Raw genomic sequence first — 19,783 nt, 5'->3', positions numbered from 1 at the left:
CCTTGAAACACGGAACGGCCGGTGGCGACACCGGCCGTTTTTTATGCCCGCAATGCTTTGTAACGTATTATTCCAGCGAGCTTTTACGCTGTTCCCGGCCTGCTTTTGCGCGGTACAATAATCGATTCCGACACGCCTGGACTGCAATGAACTTATCTCTTCGTCCGGTGGCCGCGATCGTGCTGGCCGCCTGCCTGGCGGCCTCGCTGTCAGCTTGTTCGACGCGCCTGCCGGCGCCGTCCGCTGCTCCGGTTTCTGCTTCCGTTGCCACTTCTAACCTGGTGCAGATCGAACTGGTCACGCTCAACGATTTCCACGGCAACCTCGAGCCCAGCAAGTACGTGTGGGACAGCGTCAAAGGCGGCGGTCCGCGCACCATCGAGGCGGGCGGCATCGACACCATCGGCGCTGCCTTGCAAGCATGGCGCCGCGACGATCCGCAACTGCTGCTGGTCGGTGCCGGCGACCTGGTGGGCGCCAGTCCCGCCATTTCGTCGATGTGGGCCGACGAGCCCACCATCGGCGCCATGAACTTGCTGGGACTGCGCGCCAGCTCGGTGGGCAACCACGAGTTCGACGCCGGCCGGGTGGAATTGCTGCGCCAGCAGATGGGCGGCTGCAAGTCGCCGCGTGCCGACAAGGCCTGCAAGTACGCACCGGACTTCGGCGGCGCCAAATTTTCGTACCTGGCCGCCAACGTGATCGACACCGCCACCCGCAAGCCGGTGCTGCCCGCTTATAAAATCGAGACGGCCCATGGCGTCAAGGTCGCCTTCATCGGCACCGTCCTGAAAAGCACCGCCGAGGCGGCGCTGGCCTCCGGCATCGCCGGCCTCGAATTCATCGACGAAGCGGACGCCATCAACCGCCAACTGCCCGAGCTGCGCCAGCAGGGCGTGGGCGTATTCGTGGCGCTGGTGCACCAGGGCGGCAGCACGGTGGAAAAATTCGACCAGCCCGATTGCAGCAAGCTCACCGGCCCCGTGGTCGATATCGTCAAGCGCCTCGATCCGGCCGTGCGGCTGGTGGTCAGCGGCCACTCGCATAAGGGCTACCTGTGCCAGGTCGATGGCCGCACCGTCACGCAGTCGGACATGGGCGGCCACGTGCTGGGCCGCATCGCGCTCACCGTCGAGACGCAGACCAATACGCTCAAGGATATCCGCGCGCGCCAGGAGGTGATGGTGCCCGGCAAATGGCCGAAAGATCCGCAACTGGCGGCATACCTGGAGACCGCGCGGGAGCGCAGCGCGGCGCTGCTGGCGCAGCCGGTGGCGCGCCTGGCGGTACCCAGCGTGGTGCGCAAGCGCGCCGATAGCGGCGAATCCGCGCTCGGCGACCTGGTGGCCGATTCGGTGCTGCAGGCGGGCCGTCCGTTCGGCGTGCAGATCGGCTTCATGAACAACGGCGGCATGCGCCAGGACCTCGATACCGACAACGGCCGCGCCAGCGTGGGCCAGACCCGCATGGTGCTGCCGTTCGGGAACACGCTGGTGGTGATGAACCTCAAGGGCTGGCAAATTCTCGACCTGCTCGAACAGCAGTGGAGCGGCGGGCGCGAAGACATTCGCGGCCTGCTGCAAGTGTCCGAGGGCTTTACTTACCAGTGGGATGCGCGGCGTGGCGACGGCAGCAAGGTGGTGCCGGGCAGCGCCAGGCTGAATGGCAAACCGCTCGACCGCGAAGCGTCGTACCGCGTGATGGTCAATAACTTCCTGGCCGAAGGCGGCGACGGCTTCCCGATGTTTGCCAATGGCCGCAACCGCACCGATACCGGTATCCGCGATATCGATGCCCTCAACGATTACCTGGTCAAGCGCGAACAGGCCGGCAAACCCGCCGGCGCCGCCCAGCCACAACAGCGCTACCAGCGCCTGCAATAGGAGTTATCCATGCGTCGAATTTTACTGTCCGTCCTCGTGCCAGCGCTGCTGGCTGCCACCGGCGCTGCGCGCGCCGAGTTTTCCATCCCCGGCTTCGAGCTGGTGCAAACCTCGCCGGCCGAAACAGTGCTGCGCAATCCCGACCTGCGCGACCCGGTCACGGTGTGGAGCGAGATGTTCGACAACGCCAAGAAGGACATCGTGATCGGCCAGTTCTACGCCGTCACCAAGCCTGGCAGCGCATTCGAGAAAGTGGTGGAACGCCTGGCGGCCGCCGGCCAGCGCGGCGTCAAGATCCGCTTCCTGATCGACCAGAAGGGCGTGGGTCTCTCCGAGCCGGCCACGCTGGAACGCCTGAAAGCGATTCCGAACCTGGAGCTGCGCATCCTCGATTTTTCCAAGCTGACCGGCAACGGCATCATCCACGCCAAGTACCTGGTGGTCGATGGTAAAGAGGCCTTTATCGGCAGCCAGAATTTCGACTGGCGCGCGTTCGAGCATATCCACGAAACGGGACTGCGCATCACCGATGCGAAAATCGTCGGCGAGGTGCTGGCCGTGTTCAACCAGGACTGGCGCGCCCAGGGCCTGCTGGCCAAGGGCGGCAAGGTGCCCGAGGTGAACAAGAAAGTGGTGGCTGCCGACTACCGCCAGGACGCCTACCTGCTGGCCAGCCCCAACCAGTACAACACCCGTGGTATCGGCGACTCCGAAAGCGGTCTGCCTGCGCTGCTGGCCGAAGCCAAGACCGAAGTGCGGGTGCAGCTGCTCGACTACGCGCCGGTCAGCTATGGTCCCAACGGCACCCGTCCTTACTACGCGGTGATCGACAACGCCGTCCGTGCCGCCGCCAACCGCGGCGTGAAGGTCAAGCTGATGGTCTCGAACTGGAACCTGGAAATGCCGGCACAGGCGTACCTGAAAAGCCTGGCGGTACTGCCCAACGTCGAGATCCGCGTGGTGACCCTGCCGATGTCGTCGAGTGGCTTCATTCCGTTCGCGCGCGTCATCCACAGCAAGACCATGGTGATCGACAACCAGGTCGCCTGGGTGGGCACCAGCAACTGGGCCGGTGGCTACATGGACCTGTCGCGCAATTTCGAGGTGGTGATGCGCAACGAGAAAATGGCCGAGCGCCTGGCCGCCACGCAAGAGCAGATCTGGACGTCGCCGTATGCGCAGCCGCTCAACATCAACAAGCAGTATCCGAAACCGGTCAAGGGTAAAGCAGAATGAAGCAATTTATGAAAAAGCAGCTCCCATTGATCCTGGCGCTGTCCGGCGCCTTTGCCTCGTTCAACGTACAGGCCTGGGGCAACGACGGCCACCGCGCGGTGGGCGCGATCGCCGACCAGCTGCTCAAGGGCAGCAATGCGCAGCAGCACGTGCAGGCGCTGCTGCTGCCGGGCGAGAGCCTGGAAAAAATCTCCACCTGGGCCGACTGCGTGAAGGGCACGTACTGCGGTCCGCAAAGCGCCGAGATGACCTCGTACGTGGCGGCCAATCCCAAGCACAGCGAATACCACTACACCGACGTGCCGTTCCAGCTGCCGAGCTACCACGACCACGGCGTGGGCACGGCGGAAGACGATATCGTGCAGACGGCCAAGCAGTGCATCGCGGTCCTGCAGGGCAAGGCCGATGCAACGACCAACCCGCACAACTTCACGCCGCGCCAGGCATTGCTGATCCTCACCCACCTGGCCGGCGACATCGCCCAGCCGCTGCACGTGGGCGCCGGTTTCGTTTCCAGCGACGGCAAGTTCGTGGTGCCCGCCCAGGCGCAGCTGGACGCCGGCGAAGTGTTCGACGCGCGCGGCGGCAACAACCTGCTGCTCGACGACGTCAAGCTCACCGCCACCAGCGACAAGCTCATTCCGGCCGCGCCGGTGGACGAGATCAAGCCTGCGGGGGCACCCGCCCGCGCACCGCAGACCACGCGCCCGTTCCATTCGTACTGGGACACCACGGTGGTCAACTACGCGTTCCGCCGCATCGGCGCACGCACGACGGAGCAGTTCGCCAAGCTGGTCATCGCCGGCAACCCGACGGTGGTGTCGGCCAAGGGCGACCTGGCTACCTGGCCGTATCAATGGGCAGACCAGTCGCTGGCGATTTCCAAGGTGGCCTACGCCGACGTGACGGTGGGTGCGGCGACCAAGCAGACCAGCAAAAGCACGGGCGAGAGTTATAACGTGTGGGCGCTGGCGATGCCGGACAACTACCCGGTTCCCAGCTCGGCCATCGCCAGGCAGCAGCTCACGCAGGGCGGTTACCAGCTGGCGGCGGTGCTGAAAGCAATCTGGCCGTAAGCGCCGGCGTTTGCGCCGGCATCCCACCCCGGCGAAACGCCGCGCAGGCGGGGTGCCCGTTCATTTCCCCGTCAGCGGATTGAACCACAACTCGTGCCGCGCCAGCGGCGTCTCCGGTCCCAGTTGCGGATTGGCGAGGCGGATCACGCGGCGCTGGTCGAGGCGCGCCTTGCGTATCAGGTCGCCCTTGTAGCGCTGGAACAGGGTGCCCAGCGAGCCGTCGCGGATCATGGTTTCCATCCCCGCCGCAATGCGCGCAGCCAGCAACTGGCCTTGCGCGTCGCGGCGCAGGAAAAAGTAGCGCGGCAGCGGGTAGTGCACGAGCAGCGTTTGCTCGACTGCCATCTGCGGATAGTCGTCATGGCGCTCATCGATCTCGCGCGAGGCCTCGTCGATCGAGCGCAGGAAAAAATCGAAGCGGTTGGCATCGAGCATGGAAAACAATCCCGTGTAGCTGCTGCCTTCCACCACGGGTATTCCGGCCGCACGCAGGATGGCGACGTCGGTCCAGCCCTGGCCCAGGCCAGCGCGCATGGACGCCAGGTCGGCCGCGCTGCGCACGCGCGCATAGCGCGGTTGATCTGAGGCGCGTATCAGCAGCAGGCGATAGCCCAGCAGGCCGCGATCGACGGGCAGGCGCACCGGCAAAAACTCCCGTTCCAGTTCGGCCGACGTGGCGCGTACGAACACATTGATCCTCCCCGGCTGCGCGCGCATTTCGTGCAGCACGCGCGGCGGCGACATGGCTACCGCCGAGCGCCGCACATCGAACTCGCCCGCGCGGGCGCCGGACTTCTCCAGCGCCATGCGCAGCACTGACCACTCGTAGTCGTAGCGGCTGTCCACGCCTTCGCTGGTGAGCGGATACGTCAATATTGTCGGTGCGGCCACGACGGCGCGGGCAGGGGCGCCGCACAGCAGCAGGCCTGCAGCGAGCAGCAGCCTCCAGGTATTGCGCCGGCCTTCAGGATCGGGGTGCTGCATGGAGCGAGCCAGGAAAAAACCGCAGTGTGCCACGCGGCGGCGCCCCTTGCCAATGCACTTGCTGCCGGCGCGTACCGCCTCGTCGTCTTTACAACGGATCGGCCCACGCAGCGCTATGCGTGTTGACTTCGAGCATGGCTACTGCTTATGCTAGGGACAGAACTCCTGCCTTCGCAGGAGAGCGCAGGCGGAGGTGCTATGACAATGCATGCGGCTGTCCGATCGATACCGGCCATGGGCGTGGTGATTGCGGCGGCACTGTGCGCGCCAGCGCACGGCCAGGAGGCGGTGGAGACCATAGCCTCGCCCTGGAGTGCCAACGTCACCGCCGCGTCGCAATACATCTCGCGCGGTTTCCGCCAGGGCTGGGGCAAGCCCGCGCTGCAAGGCGGCGTCGATTACGCGGGACCGGGCGGCTTCGCCTTCGGCACCTGGCTGTCCACCATCAGCGACCGCTACGTGGAAGACGGCACGGTGGAGTGGGACCTGTACGGCACCTATACCGGAAAGCTCGGCAACGATGGCGCCGCCGGCTACAGCGCCGGCGTGTACGTGTACAAGTACCCGGGCGCGCATATCGCCGCCACCGACACCACCTACGACTACACCGAGGTGGCGCTGGGGCTCACGTACCGCTGGGCTTACGTCAAATACAACTACACCGTCAGCCGTGAATTCTTCGGCATCGAGAACGCGCGCGGCACCGGCTACCTGGACCTCGGCGCCAACCTCGACCTGGGCGACGGCTACACCATGCAGCTGCACGCGGGCCAAGGGCGGGTGGCCAACAACGCCGTGTGGAACTGGCGCGACTACCGCGTGGGTGTGGCCAAGGTGCTGGTGCCCGGCTGGACGCTGTCGGCCGCCTACACCCGCGCCCATGGCGCGACCGATGCCTACGACCGCTACACCACGGGTGTGCCCAATGGCGGCGGTGTGATCGAGACATCCGATCCGGCCAGGGGCACTTTCGTGGTGGCGCTGTTGCGCACCTTTTGATTTTCTTTGCACGGGCCTTCCATGAACCTCTCCCTCAACGGCAAGATCTGCGCCGCCGCCACCGCGCTGGTGGTGGCCAGCCTGGCGATCACCGCCACCGTCACCGGCATCCGCAGCAGCGCCAGCGCGGAGGCGGCCGCGATGGACCTGGCGCGCACGTCCAGCCGCGAGGTGTCGGGCGTACTGCAGGCGCGCATCGCCACCAACCTGGCGGCCATCGTCAACCTGGCCGGCGCCATGCGCGGCACGCGCACTGCCAACCTGCCGCTGGCGCGCGAGCAGATCAACGAGCTGGTCAAAGCCACGCTGACCGGGTCCGAAGACCTCGTCGGTACCGCAGTCACGTGGGAACCGAATGCCCTCGACGGCAAGGATGCCGAGTACGCGGGCAAGGCGCCGCTGTACGACGCCACCGGGCGCTTCATGCCGTACTGGACGCGCGGCGCCGGCGGCGCGCTGCACGTGGAGCCGATCGTGTTCGACACTGCTGCCGGCGCCAATGACTGGTACGACATCCCCAAGCGCAGCGGCAAGGTGTTTTTCACCGAGCCGTATAACTATCCGGTGGACGGCAAGCCCACGCTGATGGCATCGCTGGTGGCGCCGATCATGATCGACGGCCAGTTCAAGGGCGTGGCCAGCGCCGACTTCATGCTCACCCGGCTGGCGAAAATCCTTGCCGAACTCAAGACCATCGAAGGCGCGAAACTGAGCCTGATCTCCAGCGGTGGCCTGTACGCCAGCAATCCCGCACCGGAAAAGCTGGGCAAGAAGGCCGACGACTTGCCGCCAGCAGCGCTCGAGCGTGCGCGCCAGGGCCAGCCCTACGAATACGTGGACGAGCAAGGCTGGGTGCACCTGCTGCAGCCGCTGTTCATCCACGCCCAGTCGGCGCCGTGGTCGGTGCAGCTGACGTTCCCGAAAAGCGTGGCGACCGCGCCCGCGCGCGAGCTGCTGCTCTACACCCTGATCGTTTCGCTGGTGTGCGCGGTGGCCACGGCGCTGATCCTGGTTGGCGTGGTGTTCCGCCTGACCGCGCCGCTGCGGGCGCTGGGCGCGCGCATGACGGCGCTGTCGAGCGGCGACGCCGATCTGAGCGTCAAGCTCGACGTGCGCGGCAACGACGAACTGGCGGTGATCGGTACCGGTTTCAACCAGTTCGTGGGCAATATCCACGACGTGCTGCTGCGGGTCAGTGCCAGCGCCGAGAACGTGGCACGCGGCAGCGCCGAAATCTCACATGGCAATACCGACCTGTCGGCGCGCACCGAGCAGCAGGCCAGCGCGCTGGAAGAAACCGCCGCGTCGATCGAGGAACTGACGTCCACGGTCAAGGAGAACGCCGACAACGCGCGCCAGGCCAACGAGCTGGCCGGCTCGGCCTCGAGCGTGGCGCAAAAGAGCGGTGCGGTGGTGGCGCAGGTGGTGGCCACCATGGCCTCGATCAACGCGTCGTCGAACAAGATCGTGGAGATCATCAGCGTGATCGACGGCATCGCCTTCCAGACCAACATCCTGGCGCTCAATGCTGCCGTGGAAGCGGCGCGCGCAGGCGAGCAGGGACGCGGCTTCGCGGTGGTGGCGTCCGAAGTGCGCAACCTGGCGCAGCGCAGCGCGGCGGCCGCCAAAGAGATCAAGGAACTGATCGACGATTCGGTCGGCAAAGTGGCCGCCGGCACGCGGCTGGTGGACGAAGCGGGCAGCACGATGGACGACGTGGTGTCCAGCGTGCGCCGCGTTACCGAGATCATGAGCGAAATCACGGTGGCCACGGCCGAACAGAGCGAAGGCATCGCCCAGGTCAACCAGGCGGTGGTGCAGATGGACGGCGTGACGCAGCAGAACGCTGCGCTGGTGGAGCAGGCCGCCGCCGCCGCCGAGAGCCTGCAGGAGCAGGCCGCCAACCTGGCGCAGGCCGTGAGCGTATTCAAGCTCGATCGCGGCGCCGCCGCGCCGGCACCCGGCGCGCACCTGCTCAGGATACGGTGACCGCTGCCGGGACGGTCACACCGCCGCGATACGCAGCCCTGGATTGGCCGCGCCAGCCCGGCCTAGCACGCTGACGGCTGGCGGTGCGCGGTGCGCCGCCAGTTGCGCCGGGACAGGAGAGGAGGGCAGCACGAACTTGCCCACCAGGTCGGCCAGTTCCTCCGCCTGCTGCTGCATCGACGCGGCGGCGGCCGCCGACTGCTCGACCAGCGCGGCGTTCTGCTGGGTCACGCCGTCCATCTCGATGATGGCGTGGTTGACCTGCTCGATGCCCATGCTTTGTTCGCGGCTGGCAGCGGCGATTTCGGCGATCATGTCGCGCACCCGGCGCACGCTGTCCACCACGTCGCTCATGGTGGTGCCGGCTTCGTCGACCAGCGCCGCGCCGGCATCGACCTTGGCGACCGAGTCGCCGATCAGGGTCTTGATTTCCTTGGCCGCCGCCGCGCTCCGGTGGGCCAGGTTGCGCACCTCGGTTGCCACGACCGCGAAGCCGCGACCCTGCTCACCGGCGCGCGCCGCTTCCACCGCCGCATTGAGCGCGAGGATATTGGTCTGGAACGCGATGCCGTCGATCACGCTGATGATCTCGACGATCTTCTTCGACGAATCGTTGATCGCTTCCATCGTCTGCACCACGCTGGCAATCACGACGCCGCCCTTGCCGGCCAGCTCAGAGGCGCTGGTAGCCAGGCTGTTGGCCTGCCGGGCATTGTCGTCGTTTTGCTTGACGGTGGACGTCAGCTCTTCCATCGACGATGCGGTTTCTTCCAGCGAGCCGGCCTGCTGCTCGGTGCGTGACGACAGGTCGAGGTTGCCGCTGGCGATTTCCCCGGCAGCGGTGGTCATGGTGTCGGTACCGGCGCGGACCTGGCCGACGATCTGCTGCAGGCTGGCGTTCATCTCTTTCAGAGCGCCCAGCAGTATCGCGGTCTCGTCGCGACCCTGCACCACGATGTTGCTGGTCAGGTTGCCGGCGGCCACGGTCTGGGCGATCTCCACGGCGCGGTTGATCGGCGTGGTGATGCTGCGCGTGATCAGCCAGGCGGTGATCAGGCCGGCGACGATGGCCAGGGTGCTGATGCCAATGGTGAGGTTGCGTGCCAGTTCATAGGTGGCGTCGGCCTGCGCGGTGGCTTCCTCGTTCTGGCGATTTTCGCTGGCAACCAGTGCGGCCAGGCTGTCCTGCCATTTTTTTTGCGCGGTGCGCAGCTCGTGCATCAGCACCCGGGTGGCTTCGGCGTTGTTGTTCGACAGGCCCAGCGCCTGGATCTTTTCCATCAGCGGCAGGGCTGCCGCAGCATGGGTCTTGATGTCTTCGAGCAGCGCCGTTTCTTCGGGCAGGATGCCGTACACCTGGAAGGTCTGGCGCAGTTTCTGCTCGGCGCTGGCGTAGTCGGCGGCCTGGTGGCGGATACGCTCGATCTGCGCCTGCATGTCGGCCGCATCCTGCAACAGCACGATGTTACGCAGCGCGATCATGCGATCGTCCACGGCCAGGCGCATGGCCGACGCCATGCTCGCTTCCATATTATTGCCCTTGGTGATTTCGACCATCGCCTGCTGGATGGCGGACATGCGGGTGACGCTGAGGACTGCGACCGCCAGCAGCATGGTGAGGACGAAGCTGAAGGCGATGATCAGGCGCGGGCCGATCTTGATATTGGTAAGTTTCATGGTGCTGCTCCGGTGAAGGTGGACAGCGGCGGAGCTTGGGGCCGGAGTAATACTGGGATGCTGCAAGGCGGGGCTGGGACATGCAGGTAGATGGACAGGATTGTACAAGGGTTTCCGTGTGGAAATCCATCCTTTCCAAAAAGATAGATTGAACGTGGTTTGCTGTAAACTTCGCTGCTACCGGCGTCACGCCAGCTTAGCCTTGTCTCAGATGAAAAACCGTCAGTTCCTGTTGTTGTGCGCCGCCGCTGTAGCGCTGCTCGCGCCCGTGGTCCACGCCGCTCCTGCTGCCGCCAGAATCGGCAACCCGAAGGCCGGTGAAGCCGCGTTCCTCAAATGCGCGTCGTGCCACCAGGTGGGCAAGTACGCGCAACCGGCCTACGGCCCGCAGCTGAACGCCATCGTCGGCCGCAAGGCCGGCACGTCGGCGGGCTACAAATACTCGGAAGCGATGAAGCGCTCGGGCCTGGTCTGGACCGAAGCCAACCTGGCCGCCTTCCTGCGCGCGCCGCACGACGTGGTGCCCGGCACCAGCATGCGCTTCTGGGGCATCAGCGACGAGCAGCAGGTGGCCGATTTGCTGGCCTATATGCGCGGCTTGCGCTGAATGGGCAAGCCGCAAAGTACAGTGGGCAGTTAGCGCGACTTGACGAACGGCGTCCCCAAAGCCTTGGGTGCCACCGACTTGGCCATCAAGCCGGCCAGCACGATCACCGTCACCACGTACGGCACCATCTGGATCAGCGAGCCTGGCAGGCGGCCGACCACCGGCAGGTCCACGCCTTCGATCTGGATTTGCACGGCAGCGAAGAATCCGAACATCAGGCAGCCGAGGAACGTGTACAGCGGCCGCCAGTTACCGAACACCATGGCCGTCAGGGCCAGGTAGCCGGCGCCGGCCGACATGTCGCGCAGGAAGAAGCCGCTCTGCACGATCGACAGGTATGCGCCCGAGAACGAGCACAATACGCCCGCCACGATCATCGTGGTGTAGCGCTGGCGGGCGACGTTGACGCCGGCGGCGTCGGCCGCATGCGGGTTTTCGCCGCAGGCGCGCAGGCGCAGGCCGAAGCGGGTGTGGTACAGCAGCCAGTGCACCAGCGGCACCAGCGCGAACGCCAGGTACACCAGCACCGAATGGCCGCCGATCAGGTGCGCATATACCCAGCCGATAAACGGCACGTCGCGAATCGCAGCGGTCCCGGGCAGCACCACGTCGAACAGGCGCGCGGAGCCGATGTCCGGCGTGCGGCCGCCCTGCTGGAAGATGTACTGGGCGACAACAAAGGTCAACCCGCTCATGGCGATGTTGATCGCAATGCCGGCGACCAGCTGGTTGCCCTTCTGGGTGATGGCCACGTAGGCTTGCAGGGTGGCCAGCAGGATGGACACCAGCATGCCGGCGGCGATGCCGTTCCACGGGTTCTGCGTGATGTACGCCACGGCGGCCGAGACGAACGCGCTGGCGAGGATCTTGCCTTCCAGGCCGATGTCGATCACGCCCGAGCGTTCGGCGAACAGGCCGGCCATGCCGGCGAAAATCAGCACCGGCGCATTGCGCACGGTCGATACCAGGATGCTGCCAAGATGGAGGTCGTCAAAAGTCATATTGTCAGTCCAGTAGTCACTTCTTCTTCAGGTTCAGCATCTTGGCGATGACCGGCGCGTACAGGTTTTCCATGGCGCCGCAGAACAGGATGATCAGGCCCTGGATCAGGATCACGGTTTCGGGCGGGATGTTCTGCTTTTCCAGCGACAGGTCGAAGCCGCCCTGGGTCAGTGCGCCGAACAGCACCGCCGACAGGAAAATGCCCACCGGGTGCTGGCGGCCCATCAGCGCAATGGCGATGCCGATAAAGCCGGCGCCACCGACGAAGTTGAGCGACAGGTAGTGGGTGGACCCCATGACCGAGTTGACGGCGCCCAGGCCGGCCAGCGCGCCCGAGATCAGCATGACCACGATGATCATCTTGCTGATGCGGATGCCCGCGTAGTGGGCCGCATGTTTGTTGAGGCCCGTGGCGCGCACCTTGAAGCCCCACGACGACCGCGTGGTCATCACGCCGTATACGGCCAGCGCGAGGATGGCCAGGAAGAAGCTGATGTTGAGCGGGGTTTCGCCCAGGATCGGGAACCACTGGTTCAGGCGCGGCAGCTCGGCCGCTTCGGTAAACAGGCGGCTGGCGGGATTCTGCTCGCCGTCCGGGATCATGTACTTGACGATCACGAAGTTCATCAGGGAAGCGGCGATGAAGTTGAACATGATGGTGGTGACCACCACGTGGCTGCCGCGCTTCGCTTGCAGGTAGCCGGGCAGGAACGCCCACAGGCCGCCGAACAGCGCGGCACCGAGCACGCCGACGGGGATCAGCGCCCATGCCGGCAGCGAGCTGTCGAAGGCCAGCATGGCCAGCGTGAGACCGAGACCGCCCAGGTACATCTGGCCTTCGGCGCCGATGTTGAACAGGCCCGCCTGCATGGCGATCGACACGGCCAGGCCGGTAAAGATGAAGGTGGACGCATAGAACAGCGTGTAGCTCAGGCCTTCCGGATTGACGACAGCGCTGTTGACCAGGATGGCCAGCGACTCGGTAGGGCTTTCGCCCAGCATGTGGATCACCAGCGCGGTCACCAGGAGGGCCGACAGCAGGTTCAGGAGGGGCATGACAAAGGCTGTCGCCCAGCGTGGCAGGTCTTGGTTGTTCATGATTTGTGCATCCCGCCCATCAGCAAGCCAATGCGGGTGGTATCGAATTCTTCAATTTTCAGTTCGCCGGTAATGCGGCCGCCGCACATGACGAGAATACGGTCGGCCAGCGCCCGCACTTCCTCCAGTTCGACCGACACCAGCAGGATGGCCACGCCTGAGTCGCGCAGCGCGAGCAACTGGCGGTGGATGCTCTCGATGGTGCCGATATCGACGCCACGGGTGGGCTGGCCCACCAGCATCAGCGTCGGTTGCGCCAGCACTTCGCGCGCGATCACCACTTTTTGCTGGTTGCCGCCCGAGAGCAGGCCGATACGCAGGTCGTGGTTATTGGGGCGCACATCGAAGTCCTTCATCAGCGCCGCGCAGCGCGCTGCGATGGCCTTGAAGTCGAACAGGCCCCAGCGGCCTTTCAGCTTGTCCTGGTAACCGAGGATGGTGTTGTGCATGACCGAGAAGTTTTTCACCACGCCGTCGCGCAGGCGGTCTTCCGGAATATGAGCGATGCCCAGGTCGCGGATGGTGCGCGGCAGGCCGTCGGCGTCGGAGCGGCCGGCAAACGGCAGCGCCTTGCCCTGGAAGTCCACCTGGCCCGACGACGGCAGGCGCATGCCGGACAAAATCTCCATCAACTCGCTCTGGCCGTTGCCGGACACGCCGGCAATGGCGACGATCTCGCCGGCGCGCAGCGTAAAGCCGATATCGGCCAGCAGCTTGACGCCCTGGCCGTCCTGCAATTGCAGGTTTTGCACGTGCAGCACCGGCGCGCCCGGATTGTAGGGCGCGCGGGGCAGGTTGTTGATGATCTGGCGGCCCACCATCATGTTGGCCAGGTCTTCCTTGGTGGTGCCGGCGGTGGGCACGGCGCCGATCACGCGCCCGCCGCGCATTACGGTCACGGTGTCGGTGATGTCGAGGATTTCCTGCAGCTTGTGGGTGATCAGGATGATGGTCTTGCCCTGTTCCTTGAACAGGCGCAGGATTTCGAACAGCGACGCGGTTTCCTGGGCCGTGAGCACGGCGGTCGGCTCGTCGAGGATCAGGATGTTGGCACTGCGGTAGATCTGCTTGAGGATTTCCACGCGCTGCTGCGCGCCGACGGACAGGTCGTGGATCACGGCCAGCGGATCGACGTCGAGGCGGTAGCGGGCGCAGATCTCGCGCAGCTTCGCTTCGACCGCCGCGCGCTTGGGCTTGAGCTGGAAACCGCCTTCGCTGCCCAGCATGACGTTATCGAGCACGGTCATGTTCTCGACTAGCATGAAGTGCTGGTGCACCATGCCGATGCCCATCGCGATCGCCTCCTGGCTGGTGCGGATGTGGCGCGCCTGGCCATCGAGCAGGATCTCCCCGCCATCGGCGCGGTAGTATCCGTACAGGATGCTCATCAGGGTCGATTTGCCGGCGCCGTTCTCGCCCACCAGGCCATGGATCGAACCCTTGGCGATGGCGAAGCTGACGTCCGTGTTCGCCTTGACAGCCCCAAAGTGCTTGGAGATGCCGCGAAATTCTACTGCTGGCTGCATAGTCGTAGTCGGTGCGGAATAATAAGAAAAAAACCAAACGCGCCGCCGGGGATGCTCCCCGGCGGCGCGCTCTGAAGTCAAACAGGGATCAGACCGGGCAGGCCGCGCCCGAACGGATGTCGATCACCTTGACCTTGCCGTCGATGATGTCCTTGCGGGCGCCCAGTACGCGCTTTTCGATCTCGGGGGTGATCAGCTTGCGGTTGCTGGCGTCCAGCGCCCAATCGACTCCGCCTTCTTTCAGGCCCTTGGCGGTGACGCCGGCCTTCCAGGTGCCGTTCTTCACTTGCGTGAACGAGTCGTACACGGCGTTGTCCACGCGCTTGACCATCGACGTCAGGATCGAGCCCGGATACAGCGCGTTCTGGTTCGAATCGACGCCGATCGCCAGCTTGCCTTTTTCCTTGGCCGTTTGCAGCGTGCCCATGCCCGAACCACCGGCCACGGCGAATACCACGTCCACGCCACGGTCGAACTGCGAGCGCGCCAGTTCGCCGCCCTTGGCCGGATCGTTCCAGGCGGCGGCAGTGGTGCCCACCATGTTGGAGAACACGTCGATCTTCGGATTGACCGCCTTGGCGCCTTGCGTGTAGCCGCAGGCGAAGGTGCGGATCAGCGGAATGTCGATGCCGCCGATGAAGCCGAGCTTTTTCGATTTCGACGCCATGGCGCCGGCCACACCGACCAGGTACGAACCTTCTTCTTCTTTAAACGTGATCGAGTTGACGTTGGCGCCTTGCGCCACACCGTCGATCAGCACGAAACGCACTTTCGGGAATTCCTTGGCGACCTTCTGCACGGCGGCCTGCTGGGCGAAGCCGATCGAAGCGATCAGGTCCAGGTTCTTGCGGGCCAGGCCACGGAGCACCTGCTCGGCCTGGGTGTCGCTGGAGGCTTGCACCTCGATGAAATTGATACCGGTTTCCTGCTTGAAGCGCGAGGCGCCTTCGAATGCGGACTGGTTGAACGATTTGTCGAACTTGCCGCCGGCGTCATACACGACGGCCAGTTTTGGGGCCGCTGCGGACGCGCTGGCAGCGACCAACACGGCTGCAACCGTCAAACTAAGTTGTTTAAGTTTCATGAATAGGCTCCTGGAAGAACGATATTGTATATTTTTATTGGACGAAACATGTACTTTGGCCGCGTTTTCTCGCATCGACTGCCTGATTTTTAAGCAATCGGACCATTTCAGGGGCCGCTGCGTGAAACCATCACTAGCATTCGCACGTGTCGCACCGCAGCAACGTTGCAAACCAAATAAAATATTTTTTCACTGTTGCGTTTTCATGCACACCGGCCCGATTTCACACGGCGCCTTGCGCAGCTTGCCTTCTTCAATTTCTCTGCCGCCACCGCTTTTTCACTCTGCAACGCAGCAAACATGCCGCTCGCGACTATTTTTTAAGCAGCCTACAACTATGCATCAGTCTTGATATGTACGACAAATTCGTTTTTGCTTGGCTATTTATATCGATTAGCTATTAATCAAGCTGGGGAAAATCCCGGTTTGCGGCGCTTTTTGCCCGTGCTAGCATCGCATCCAGCGTTTTCCACATAACCATATAAACAATATCCGGGAGCAGTATCCATGAGCACACATCGTTTCGTCTTGCGGTCCGCCGTACCATCGCTGATCGCCCTGGCCGTGGCCAGCGCCTTCCCGCTGTCGTCGGCCCTGGCCGCCGAAGCGGCGGCAGTCGCTGCAGCCGTGGCAGAGCAGGGGGCGGAACAGGACGCCAGCGCTGCCGGCACCGCTGCCCCGGCCGGCCGCAACCAGCTCGAGACCGTGATCGTCACCGCCCAGCGCCGCGCCGAGAACATCCGCGACGTGCCGATGTCGATCGCCACCGTCAAGGGCGACAAGCTCGATGTGCTCACCTCCGGCGCCGCCGACATCCGCTTCCTGTCCGGCCGCACGCCGTCGGTCAGCATCGAATCGGACTACGGCCGCACTTTCCCGCGCTTTTACATCCGTGGTCTCGGCAACACCGACTTCGACCTGAACGCGTCGCAGCCGGTGGGTCTGGTGATGGACGACATCGTGATGGAAAACGCCATGCTCAAGGGCTTCCCGGTGTTCGACGTGGACCAGGTGGAAGTGCTGCGCGGCCCGCAGGGCACGCTGTTCGGCCGTAACTCCCCGGCCGGCGTGATCAAGTTCGACTCGGCCAAGCCGGTCTTCAAGACCGAAGGCTATCTGCAGCTGGGCATCGGCAGCTTTTCGGCCAAGACGGCCGAAGGCGTGTTCAACATGCCGGTCAGCGACACCGTGGCGCTGCGCTTCTCGGGCACCAGCCAGCACCGCGACAACCGCGTACACAACACCAACCCCACCGCCGGCAAGGGTACCCAGGACTTCGAAGGCTATGGCGACCAGGCGTTCCGCCTGCAGGCGCTGGTGCAGCCGAACAAGGACTTCTCGGCCCTGTTCAACGTCCATGCCCGCAACTACCACGGCAACGCCGCGCTGTTCCGCGCCAATATCATCAAGAAGGGCACCAACGACCTGGTGGACGGCTTCGACTACGGCTCGTACGCCAGCGACGGCATCAACCAGCAGGACCTGGAAACCAAGGGCGGCAGCATGCGCCTGAAGTACACCACCGGCGACATCACGCTGCACTCGATCACCGGCTACGAAAAACTCGAGTTCTACAGCCGCGCCGACGTCGATGGCGGTTATGGTTGCACGCTGTTCTGCGGTCCGGCACAAGCGGCGTTGCCCAGCGGCCCGGGCGTGATTCCCTTCCCGGTGGAGACGGCCGACGTGCTGCCGAACCACCGCCAGTTCTCGCAGGAGTTCCGCGCCGAGTCCAATTACCGCGGCCCGCTGCAATGGATCGGCGGCTTGTACTACTTCGACGAGAGCATCCAGATCGACAGTATCAATTTCAACACCTTCGCGCCCGGCAATCCACAAAATCCGCAATACGCCGTGCAGAACCAGAAGAACAAGTCGTGGGCAGCGTTTGGCTCGCTCAACTATACCGTGTCGGACAAGCTGAAATTGCGCGGCGGCCTGCGCTACACCAGCGACAAGAAGGACTTTACGGCGATGCGCGTGGAGCCGCCGGCTTCCTCGGGCCCGCTGCCAGTGAACAAGGATTCGCACAACGTGAGCTGGGACCTGAGCGGTACCTATGAGTTGAGCAAGACCACCAACCTGTTTGCACGTGTCGCTACCGGTTACCGCGCGCCGTCGATCCAGGGCCGCCTTAACGGCTTGGGCGATAAGCCGTCGTCGGCCGATGCGGAACGCGCATTGTCGTACGAAGCGGGCGTCAAGCAGGACCTGTTTGACCGGCGCGCGCGCCTGAGCGCTTCCGTGTTCCAGTACCGCATGAAGGACAAGCAGCTGACCGCCGGCAGCGGCGCGGTCAATATGAACCAGCTGATCAACGCCGACAAGGTCACCGGCCAGGGCGTGGAGCTGGACTTCCAGGCCAACCTCAGCGACGAGTTCAGCACGACGTTCGGTTACAGCTACAACGACACCGAGATCAAGGACAAGAACCTGTTCGTTCAATACTGCGGCAACGTGGGCAACAACGCTGCCAGCGGCTGCACGCCCACCAACAGGCAGGGGCCGTTCGTTGGCACTTCCTACATCGACGGCAACCCGCTGCCGCGCGCGCCCAAGCACCAGCTGAACTTCACGCTCAAGTACAGCACCGAGATCGGCAACGGCGAGTTCTACGCCATGACCGACTGGGCCTACCGCACCAGCTACAACTTCTTCCTGTACGAAGCACCTGAGTACACGGCCAAGAAGCTGACCGAAGGCGGCGTGCGCGCGGCCTACAAGTGGGGCAATGGCAAGTACGAAGTGGCAGCGTTCGGCCGTAACATCACCGACCGCCAGGTGATCCTCGGCGCGATCGACTTCGACAACCTGACCGGCATCCTGAACGAACCGCGCACCTGGGGCGGTACCTTCAAGGTCAATTTCTAATTTGCTGTAAATTCAAAGCCCCGCGCACTGCAAAGTGCGCGGGGCTTTTTACTTTGGGAGGCATTTTGTTGAACCATACCGTCAATCTGTGGCCGCTCTTGGGCGTGGCCGTGATCATCGTGGGCTTTGCCCTGCGCGCCCATCCCGTGCTGGTGGTGGTCGCCGCCTGTTTCGTGACCGGCTTTGCCGCCGCCATGGACGTGCCCACGCTGCTGGCCACCCTGGGCGCGGCGTTCATCAAGACCCGCAACCTGCCATTGATCCTGCTGCTGCCGCTGGCCGCCATCGGCCTGCTCGAGCGCTACGGCCTGAAGGAGCATGCGCAGGCGTCGATCGCCCGCATCAAGTCGGCTACCACCGGCCGCCTGCTGATCGTCTATCTCGCCATCCGCGAGGTGAGCGCCGCCTTCGGGCTGACCAGCATCGGCGGCCACCCGAACATGGTGCGCCCGCTGATCGCGCCGATGGCCGAAGGCGCGGCCGAGGTACGCTACCCAAAGCTGCCCGACACTGTGCGCCACCGCATCCGCGCCATGTCCGCCGCCACCGACAACGTCGGCCTGTTCTTTGGCGAAGACGTGTTTGTCGCCTTCGGCGCCATCGTGCTGATGCAGACTATCCTGCTCGGCGAAGGACTGAACGTCGATCCGCTGCACATCGCGCTGTGGGGCATTCCGACGGCGGTTACCGCCTTCATCATTCACGCGTGGCGGCTGCACCGGTTCGACGCCCAGATTGCGCGCACCATGAAACGGATGGCGCCATGATCATCCGCCTCGACTATTTTTATTATGTGCTGGGCGCGATGCTGCTGGCGATTGCCGTGATGACGCTGCGCGACCGCCACCATCCGAAGCGATATTCGAGTGCGCTGTTCTGGGGCCTGTACGCGGTGGTGTACCTGGCCGGCGAAGCACTGCCACCCATGGCTGCCGGCGCGCTGATGGTGGTGATGGCGCTGATCGCCGGCTTCGGCGGCGTGGCGCTGGGCCGCCACGGCGAACGCACGCCGCAGGAGCGGCAAGGCAGCGCCGCGCGGCTCGGTCACAAGCTGCTGCTGCCCGCGCTGGCCATCCCTGTGGTGACCATGATCGGTTCCACGCTATTAAAAGATGTGCAATTCGACGGCCGGTTCCTGCTCGACCAGAAGAATCTGACCCTGGCGAGCCTCGGTTGCGGTTCGCTGATTGCCGTCGCCATTGCCTGCGCGCTCACCCGCGCCACGCCGGTGCAGGCGCTGCGCGAATCGCGGCGGCTGGTCGACCACCTGGGCTGGGCGGTGGTGCTGCCGCACATGCTGGCGGTACTGGGCCTGCTGTTTTCTGAAGCAGGCATGGGCAAGGCGGTGGCGCACGTGGTCACGTCGTACATCGACATGGACATGAAGCTGGTGGCGGTGGCCGTGTACTGCCTGGGCATGGCGCTGTTTACCATCATCATGGGGAACGGCTTCGCGGCCTTCCCGGTGATCGCGGGCGGCGTCGGGGTGCCGGTGCTGGTCGGTGTGTTCGACGCCAATCCGGCGGTGATGGCGGCGATCGGCATGTTTAGCGCCTACTGCGGCACGCTCATGACGCCGATGGCGGCCAACTTCAATATCGTGCCGGCCGCGCTGCTCGAACTGCCCGACAAGAACGCCGTGATCAAGGCGCAGGTGGCCACCGCAGTGCCGGTATTACTGGCCAATATCGCGCTGCTGTATTTTTTGATGAATTTGTAACGGTCATGCCGGGCAACGACAATTGGAGTAG

15 protein-coding genes are annotated in these 19,783 nt (G+C 64.4%); 9 read left to right on the top strand and 6 right to left on the bottom strand.

The genetic code is table 11. The features are described from left to right. Nucleotides 1-146 precede the first annotated feature (146 nt). The 3 genes from ASF04_RS01445 to ASF04_RS01435 are packed head-to-tail and all read left to right on the top strand — an operon-like array spanning nucleotide 147 to nucleotide 4,195. Nucleotides 147-1,883, top strand: coding sequence for a bifunctional UDP-sugar hydrolase/5'-nucleotidase (locus ASF04_RS01445; protein WP_056137589.1), 1,737 nt, complete (start codon nucleotides 147-149; stop codon nucleotides 1,881-1,883). A 9-nt stretch (nucleotides 1,884-1,892) separates the two neighbouring features. After that, nucleotides 1,893-3,119 carry a phospholipase D-like domain-containing protein gene (locus ASF04_RS01440; RefSeq protein ID WP_056137588.1) on the top strand — a complete coding sequence of 409 codons (1,227 nt, stop codon included), beginning with the start codon at nucleotides 1,893-1,895 and terminating at the stop codon, nucleotides 3,117-3,119. A gap of 8 nt (nucleotides 3,120-3,127) precedes the next feature. Continuing rightward, nucleotides 3,128-4,195 carry a S1/P1 nuclease gene (locus ASF04_RS01435; RefSeq protein ID WP_229204879.1) on the top strand — a complete coding sequence of 356 codons (1,068 nt, stop codon included), beginning with the start codon at nucleotides 3,128-3,130 and terminating at the stop codon, nucleotides 4,193-4,195. Between the two features lie 60 nt (nucleotides 4,196-4,255). Here ASF04_RS01435 and ASF04_RS01430 read toward each other — a convergent pair whose 3' ends face one another. After that, complete coding sequence (locus ASF04_RS01430; protein WP_056137586.1) at nucleotides 4,256-5,179, bottom strand: ABC transporter substrate-binding protein; 924 nt, start codon at nucleotides 5,177-5,179, stop codon at nucleotides 4,256-4,258. Between the two features lie 198 nt (nucleotides 5,180-5,377). On the opposite strand from ASF04_RS01430, the gene ASF04_RS01425 reads away from it, so the two are divergent. Then, complete coding sequence (locus tag ASF04_RS01425; RefSeq protein ID WP_229204878.1) at nucleotides 5,378-6,178, top strand: TorF family putative porin; 801 nt, start codon at nucleotides 5,378-5,380, stop codon at nucleotides 6,176-6,178. A 21-nt stretch (nucleotides 6,179-6,199) separates the two neighbouring features. Continuing rightward, the gene (locus ASF04_RS01420; RefSeq protein WP_056137584.1) at nucleotides 6,200-8,167 is read left to right on the top strand and encodes a methyl-accepting chemotaxis protein; all 1,968 of its coding nucleotides are present in this window, start codon (nucleotides 6,200-6,202) and stop codon (nucleotides 8,165-8,167) included. A 15-nt stretch (nucleotides 8,168-8,182) separates the two neighbouring features. Here ASF04_RS01420 and ASF04_RS28550 read toward each other — a convergent pair whose 3' ends face one another. Then, entirely contained in the window at nucleotides 8,183-9,844 is a 1,662-nt protein-coding gene (locus tag ASF04_RS28550) for a methyl-accepting chemotaxis protein (RefSeq protein WP_056137583.1), read from the bottom strand. 211 nt (nucleotides 9,845-10,055) lie between these two features. On the opposite strand from ASF04_RS28550, the gene ASF04_RS01410 reads away from it, so the two are divergent. Further along, a complete protein-coding gene (locus tag ASF04_RS01410; protein ID WP_082488475.1) occupies nucleotides 10,056-10,451 on the top strand; it encodes a cytochrome c family protein in 396 nt (131 codons plus the stop codon). Nucleotides 10,452-10,480: 29 nt separating this feature from the next. Here the strand turns inward: ASF04_RS01410 and ASF04_RS01405 are convergent, their stop codons facing one another. The 4 genes from ASF04_RS01405 to ASF04_RS01390 form a co-directional block, all read right to left on the bottom strand. After that, nucleotides 10,481-11,452 (bottom strand): ABC transporter permease, encoded by a 972-nt coding sequence (locus ASF04_RS01405; RefSeq protein WP_056137582.1) that lies wholly within the window; start codon nucleotides 11,450-11,452, stop codon nucleotides 10,481-10,483. 16 nt (nucleotides 11,453-11,468) lie between these two features. Continuing rightward, complete coding sequence (locus tag ASF04_RS01400; RefSeq protein ID WP_056137581.1) at nucleotides 11,469-12,551, bottom strand: ABC transporter permease; 1,083 nt, start codon at nucleotides 12,549-12,551, stop codon at nucleotides 11,469-11,471. Beyond that, a complete protein-coding gene (locus ASF04_RS01395) occupies nucleotides 12,548-14,077 on the bottom strand; it encodes an ABC transporter ATP-binding protein (protein WP_056137580.1) in 1,530 nt (509 codons plus the stop codon). Before ASF04_RS01395 ends, ASF04_RS01400 begins: the two co-directional genes overlap by 4 nt. A gap of 88 nt (nucleotides 14,078-14,165) precedes the next feature. Further along, nucleotides 14,166-15,161, bottom strand: coding sequence for a BMP family protein (locus ASF04_RS01390; RefSeq protein ID WP_026637225.1), 996 nt, complete (start codon nucleotides 15,159-15,161; stop codon nucleotides 14,166-14,168). A gap of 507 nt (nucleotides 15,162-15,668) precedes the next feature. Here ASF04_RS01390 and ASF04_RS01385 point away from each other — a divergent pair. The 3 genes from ASF04_RS01385 (at nucleotide 15,669) to ASF04_RS01375 (ending at nucleotide 19,752) form a co-directional block, all read left to right on the top strand. Then, nucleotides 15,669-18,032: a TonB-dependent receptor gene (locus ASF04_RS01385; protein ID WP_200931054.1), complete on the top strand. Its 2,364-nt coding sequence runs from the start codon at nucleotides 15,669-15,671 to the stop codon at nucleotides 18,030-18,032. A 68-nt stretch (nucleotides 18,033-18,100) separates the two neighbouring features. Then, on the top strand, nucleotides 18,101-18,799 hold the full coding sequence (locus ASF04_RS01380) for a DUF969 domain-containing protein (RefSeq protein ID WP_056137579.1): 699 nt from the start codon (nucleotides 18,101-18,103) through the stop codon (nucleotides 18,797-18,799). Beyond that, nucleotides 18,796-19,752 (top strand): DUF979 domain-containing protein, encoded by a 957-nt coding sequence (locus tag ASF04_RS01375; protein WP_056137578.1) that lies wholly within the window; start codon nucleotides 18,796-18,798, stop codon nucleotides 19,750-19,752. Before ASF04_RS01380 ends, ASF04_RS01375 begins: the two co-directional genes overlap by 4 nt. Nucleotides 19,753-19,783 lie beyond the last annotated feature (31 nt).

Origin of the sequence: Duganella sp. Leaf61, from assembly GCF_001421905.1 — a bacterium.
Taxonomy (GTDB): domain Bacteria; phylum Pseudomonadota; class Gammaproteobacteria; order Burkholderiales; family Burkholderiaceae_D; genus Rugamonas; species Rugamonas zoogloeoides.
The sequence above is the reverse complement of the archived record's forward strand: the minus strand, read 5'-3'. Positions and strand labels throughout refer to the sequence as shown.

Coding starts and splice junctions, on each gene's coding strand:
- ASF04_RS01400 (WP_056137581.1), bottom strand. CDS start 12,551: ATGAACAACCAAGACCTGCCACGCTGGGCGACAGCCTTTGTCATGCCC.
- ASF04_RS01430 (WP_056137586.1), bottom strand. CDS start 5,179: ATGCAGCACCCCGATCCTGAAGGCCGGCGCAATACCTGGAGGCTGCTG.
- ASF04_RS01405 (WP_056137582.1), bottom strand. CDS start 11,452: ATGACTTTTGACGACCTCCATCTTGGCAGCATCCTGGTATCGACCGTG.
- ASF04_RS01420 (WP_056137584.1), top strand. CDS start 6,200: ATGAACCTCTCCCTCAACGGCAAGATCTGCGCCGCCGCCACCGCGCTG.
- ASF04_RS01410 (WP_082488475.1), top strand. CDS start 10,056: ATGAAAAACCGTCAGTTCCTGTTGTTGTGCGCCGCCGCTGTAGCGCTG.
- ASF04_RS01385 (WP_200931054.1), top strand. CDS start 15,669: ATGAGCACACATCGTTTCGTCTTGCGGTCCGCCGTACCATCGCTGATC.
- ASF04_RS01435 (WP_229204879.1), top strand. CDS start 3,128: ATGAAAAAGCAGCTCCCATTGATCCTGGCGCTGTCCGGCGCCTTTGCC.
- ASF04_RS28550 (WP_056137583.1), bottom strand. CDS start 9,844: ATGAAACTTACCAATATCAAGATCGGCCCGCGCCTGATCATCGCCTTC.
- ASF04_RS01395 (WP_056137580.1), bottom strand. CDS start 14,077: ATGCAGCCAGCAGTAGAATTTCGCGGCATCTCCAAGCACTTTGGGGCT.
- ASF04_RS01445 (WP_056137589.1), top strand. CDS start 147: ATGAACTTATCTCTTCGTCCGGTGGCCGCGATCGTGCTGGCCGCCTGC.
- ASF04_RS01375 (WP_056137578.1), top strand. CDS start 18,796: ATGATCATCCGCCTCGACTATTTTTATTATGTGCTGGGCGCGATGCTG.
- ASF04_RS01440 (WP_056137588.1), top strand. CDS start 1,893: ATGCGTCGAATTTTACTGTCCGTCCTCGTGCCAGCGCTGCTGGCTGCC.
- ASF04_RS01390 (WP_026637225.1), bottom strand. CDS start 15,161: ATGAAACTTAAACAACTTAGTTTGACGGTTGCAGCCGTGTTGGTCGCT.
- ASF04_RS01425 (WP_229204878.1), top strand. CDS start 5,378: ATGACAATGCATGCGGCTGTCCGATCGATACCGGCCATGGGCGTGGTG.